The following is a 4,241-nucleotide window of genomic DNA, read 5'->3' as shown; positions in this document are numbered from 1 at the left end:
GCAAGGCTGTTGAACGGAGCGAAGGCAAGAGTTCTGATTTGCGATGACGATCCCCTTTTGATCGAACTGATGGAATTCAGGCTCAGGGCAAAGGGATACGAGGTCATCAAAGCAGTAGACGGGGCGGAAGCGCTCTTGAAGGCGGAGCATGAGGCACCCGATATCGTCGTGCTCGACGCGATGATGCCCAAGGCCGACGGCCTGGAGGTTCTTGCCCGCATAAAGAGCGACCCGGCTTTGTCGGAAATCCCGGTGGTCATGCTGACCGCCCGCAAGGGCGAAAAAGACATCGTCTCCGCTCTTGAGAAGGGGGCCGACGACTACCTTGTGAAACCCTTCATTCCCGAGGAACTGCTCGCCCGGCTTGCGCGTCTGCTGGCGCGAAAGAGCGGGAAACGCTGATGTGGCGCGGCCGGCGCGCCGTCGTTGCGGCATGCGCATTCCTGGCGGTCGCAGCGGCGCCAGCCGCGGCGCTGGCCCAGACGGTCGCCGAACTGTATGCCTCCGGCGTGAAGGCCAGGCAAGCCCAGCATTTCGACGAGGCGGCGGAGCTGCTGCGGCGTGCGCTGGAGCTCAAGCCCGACAATGCCGACGCCCTGGTGCAACTTGGCTTCGCAGAGCTTGGCCGCAACAATCTGCCGGCGGCGCGTGATGCCTTTTCCAAGGCGCTTGCGCTTGCGCCGACCTATCTGGATGCCAGCTTGGGCATCGCTCAGGTCGAGTTCCGGTCCGGCAATCTGGACGCCGCGCTACCCCTCGCCGAAAAAGTCTCGCGTGCCCAGCCCGACAATGCCGATGCGAGTACGCTTGTCGCCAGCATCCACAAGGCCCAGCAAGCCGGCAGCAGCAAAGCGAAGCCTGCGACCGTGAGGAAGAGGCTGCTTCCTACGCGGCCGGATCCCGTCGCCGACCTGATGGAGAAGGGCCAAAGACTGCGGGCGGCAGGACAATTGCCTGAGGCGGAGAACGCCTATCGCCGAGCGCTGCGGCTGGCGCCGAAAAACACCGACATCCTGGTCGCCATGGGTCTCCTGGCTGGATCCCAACAGAAATTCGACGAAGCCGGACATTTCTTAGACCAGGCGCTGGGCATCAGGCCCGGCCTTCTCGACGCCCGTTTGGGCAAGGTCCGTCTGGCGATCTGGCAGAACGACCTGCCGCGCGCCCGCACGATGATTGATGATGTGCTTGGCGATGTGCCTGGCAACGCCGAGGCGATCGCTCTCGACGCACGTGTTTCCCTACTCGAGCAGGACTACACGCGGGCTGAGCAGTCGTTTCAGCGGGTGCTGGCGATCGATCCGCGCAATGCCGAGGCGCTGGTGGGAATTGGCGACCTGCGCCGGGAGCGTGGCGACGACAACGCTGCGCGCGACGCCTACCGGCAGGCGCTTGCTCTCGAGCCTGGCTCACACGATATCGAGCAGAGGCTGGCCGCGCCACCGCCGCGCAAATGGCGGTTCGATCTGGGCAGCGAAGTGAGCGTGCTCACCGACGGGCTTGGCGAATGGACCGACAGTTTGGCCGGCCTTGCCTATCGGCTCACCCCGCGGACGACCATTTCCGGCCGCACCCGAGTGGCGAACCGTTATGGCCGCACCGACCTTCAGATCGAAGGCCGCATCGACCAGGCCTTTTCGCCGTCTGTTTCCGCGTATGCGCTGGTGGCCGTGACGCCGGATGCCGATTTCCTGGCGCGCTCCTCGATAGGCGCCGGCGCTTCATGGCGAATCCTGGCCGCCGCAAAGACGTTCGGTCCGTTCTCGCTCAACATCGATACCCGTTATGACAATTTTGCCAACACCGAGATCACCACCATCTCGCCCTGGGTGCAGGCCTATGTCCTGGATGGCCGGCTCGGGCTTGCGGCGCGATGGGTGCACGCGGCCGACGATATCGGCACGCGCGCCGATGGTTATGTCCTGCGAGTCGATCTTGCAGTTACCCCTAGCGTCAATGTTTTTGGTGGTTTTGGGGATGCCCCCGAGATCTCCGACGGCACGCTGGTGCCTACGCGTACCGTCTTTGGGGGCATCTCCTGGGACGTTTCCGACCCGCTGACGCTGCGCAGTAGCCTCGCCCATGAGCAGCGCCCGACATTCGATCTAACCACATTCGGGCTCGGCCTGACTGCGCGGTTCTGATCATGTTGTACGTCTGGTACCTGTCCATCCTGCTCAGTGCCCTTTCCCTGGTGATCATGCTTCTGCTGATCGGGCGCCGGGTGCTGCACGAGCGCCGGGGAACGGCGGGCGCCGATCAGCGGCGCCTTCTTCTAACGGCGCTGATCGCCTTCACCGAAAATCGCGATCGCGAGGCATTGAAGACGGCGCTGCTTGCGGTGCCGGCAAGGGTGGCGATCGATGCCGGCTTCGAGTTTATCTCGCTGCTGCGCGGCGAGGAGCACGACGAGCTGCTTTCAGCCTTCAACGAATGTGGCCTGCCGACCCTTGTCGGCACCCAGCTTGAAAAGGGCAACGGCGCCGAACGCATCCACGCGGCCGAGATGCTGGGGGCGCTGCGTTCGGAGGACGCGGTGGCAAACCTGCTTTCGGCGCTCCATCGCGACCGATCGCGCGAGGTCAGGATCGCCGTCGCCATTGCGCTGTGCGATATCGGCGCCCTGCCGCCGCTGGTCATAACGCTACGCAAGATCGGCGTGGCGGGGCAGCGCTCGCGGCGCGTGATCGAGCTTTTCAGGCGCTTTCCGTCAAAGCGGTTCGACGAGCTTGAGGATTACGGCAGCCGTGAGGGCGCAGTGCCTTTTATCAGGGCGGCGGCAATCGATGCGCTTGCTCGCAACGGAGGCCTCCGGTTTGGTGAGTTCTTTGCTCGCGCGGCTGGCGATCCGTCACCGGAGGTCGCCGCAGCCGCATTGCGGGCACTCGGCCTGACGGGACATGCCAATGCGCCGGCCATCCTGGCCAAGGCAATGGAAGATGGCGGCTGGGATGTGCGTGCCGACGCTGCCGATGCAGCGGGCCGCCTCGGCCTGTTTGAACTCGCCGCGCCGCTCGCTCAGCTGATGGACGACGAGGCATGGACCGTGCGCTATGCCGCCGCTAACGCATTGCGCTCGCTCGGCCAGCAGGGAGAACAGGTGCTGCGCGAGATCGCCGCCAGCGAGGTCTCGCGCCGCCAGCGCACGGCCTCACTGATCCTTGCCGAGGGGCCGGCCGCGTGATGTTCGACTGGAGCCAAGAGATCGTCCTGGGTGCCTCCATCCTGTCCTGGTTCATCATTGGGGCAGGGCTGGCGCAGACGGCGGTATACCTCCTGCAACTCATCATTGCCGCCTACGCGCTGTCCAAGCGCCCGCCGGTCGCGCGATCGGCCCTGCTGTGGCACCGTTACGGCGACGTCGCGCCGCCGATCGCGCTGCTGGTGCCTGCCTACAATGAGGAAGTTAACGTAGTCGAGAGCGTGCACTCGATGCTGGCGCTCGAATATCCGAATTTCGAGGTGATCGTCATCAATGACGGCTCGAAGGATCAGACTCTGCAGCGCCTTATCGAAGGCTTCAAGCTGGTGAAATTCCACCGGCCTTATGAGGACGCCCTGGCGCACAAGCCGATTCGCGGGCTCTATTCCTCGTTGATTACCGAACGGCTGTTCGTGGTCGACAAGGAAAATGGCGGCAAGGCCGATGCCCAGAATGCCGGTATCAATGTCTGCCGCGCGCCGCTGTTTTGCGTGATCGACGGCGATTCCATCCTCGAGCCCGATGCGTTGATGCGTGCCGCGCAGCCCTTCATCGACGATCCAGAGCGCACCATCGCGGTGGGCGGCACGATTCGGATTGCCAACGGCTCCAGGATCGAAGGTGGCAGGGTGCGCGAGGTCCGGCTGCCGCGCCGGCTATTGCCGCTGCTGCAGGTGGTCGAATATTTGCGGGCCTTTCTCATGGCGCGGCTTGCGTGGAGCCGCATCAACTCGCTGATGCTGGTGTCCGGCGCCTTTGGTCTGTTTCGCCGCACGGAAGTTGTGGCGGTTGGCGGCTTCACCAGTGGGTCGATGGGTGAAGATTTGGACCTCGTGATCAAGCTGCATCGCCACATGATGGACACCAAGCGAAGATACAGCATCCAGTTCATTCCTGAGCCGGTGTGCTGGACCGAAGCGCCGGAGTCACTTCGCGTTCTGGCAAGGCAGCGTACGCGCTGGCAGCGCGGTGCGCTCGAATGCTTCTTCCGTTACCGCTCCATGCTCTTCAACCCCCGCTATGGGCGCGTTGGCTTCCT

The 4,241-nt window shown here is 64.0% G+C and carries 4 protein-coding genes; all 4 read left to right on the top strand.

Annotated elements, in window-relative coordinates; translation table 11 throughout:
- The coding region (locus tag NKI88_RS31495; RefSeq protein ID WP_352659282.1) for a response regulator transcription factor at window positions 1–402 on the top strand (402 nt) is incomplete at its 5' end.
- The gene (locus tag NKI88_RS31490) at window positions 402–2,144 is read left to right on the top strand and encodes a YaiO family outer membrane beta-barrel protein (protein WP_352659280.1); all 1,743 of its coding nucleotides are present in this window, start codon (window positions 402–404) and stop codon (window positions 2,142–2,144) included. The genes NKI88_RS31495 and NKI88_RS31490, both read left to right, overlap by 1 nt.
- Window positions 2,145–2,146: 2 nt before the next feature.
- Window positions 2,147–3,184: a HEAT repeat domain-containing protein gene (locus NKI88_RS31485; protein WP_352659278.1), complete on the top strand. Its 1,038-nt coding sequence runs from the start codon at window positions 2,147–2,149 to the stop codon at window positions 3,182–3,184.
- Window positions 3,184–4,241: glycosyltransferase family 2 protein (locus NKI88_RS31480; RefSeq protein WP_352659276.1), on the top strand; the 1,058-nt coding region annotated here is incomplete at its 3' end. The genes NKI88_RS31485 and NKI88_RS31480, both read left to right, overlap by 1 nt.

Origin of the sequence: Mesorhizobium sp. M0317, from assembly GCF_040321555.1 — a bacterium.
In the GTDB taxonomy this organism is placed as follows: Bacteria; Pseudomonadota; Alphaproteobacteria; order Rhizobiales; family Rhizobiaceae; genus Mesorhizobium.
This window is presented reverse-complemented; position numbering and strand designations above follow the sequence as displayed.

Bases quoted from the DNA above. Each gene is read 5' to 3' on its own strand.
- NKI88_RS31485 (WP_352659278.1), top strand. From the start codon at position 2,147: ATGTTGTACGTCTGGTACCTGTCCATCCTGCTCAGTGCCCTTTCCCTG.
- NKI88_RS31490 (WP_352659280.1), top strand. From the start codon at position 402: ATGTGGCGCGGCCGGCGCGCCGTCGTTGCGGCATGCGCATTCCTGGCG.